Here is a 504-nt window from a genome sequence, read left to right as displayed (position 1 = left end):
TACCTTAGACATATCTAAAGTCTGAGGGTTACCATCCTTATCTGTATAATTAAAGATGTGTTTGTCATTCTCAAAGGTATATGTAACTGTTCCTCCTGCTGGTGGATTAGTTGTGAAGTAATCATTAAATATCTTCTTAACGTCTTCATTATTAATAACATCTCCGAAGTTATTCGCTACATCCTCTGTTACATTAATGGTAATTTCTGTACCTTTTTCAGACTTGTATTTATATTCCCCTGTACGAACATCTTTTCCTCCTACATCCTTTAAAGTAGCAGTAATAGGCGTATCTGTCTCTTCTATTAGCGTACTTAAGTCGATTAATTCTTTGGTGATAGTATCTCCATCATTCTTCACAAAATAGAACTTACCGCCTTCATAAGTAACATTTCCTTCTGCGTTATCTTTTAAATAATTATTAATTACATCCTTGAACTTTTGATTCTTAACAATCGTATCAAAGTTATTCGCTACATCATCTACTACTGTTATCTTAACATC

General features: G+C 32.5%; 1 pseudogene. It reads right to left on the bottom strand.

Annotated features, from left to right (window positions below):
• Nucleotides 1-504, bottom strand: a pseudogene (locus GOQ24_RS13230) (hypothetical protein); the annotation flags it as partial.

Source organism: Myroides sp. LoEW2-1 (genome assembly GCF_009767705.1).
In the GTDB taxonomy this organism is placed as follows: domain Bacteria; phylum Bacteroidota; class Bacteroidia; order Flavobacteriales; family Flavobacteriaceae; genus Flavobacterium; species Flavobacterium album_A.
Note: the sequence above shows the minus strand (reverse complement) of the source record. Positions and strands in the feature narration are given on the sequence as shown.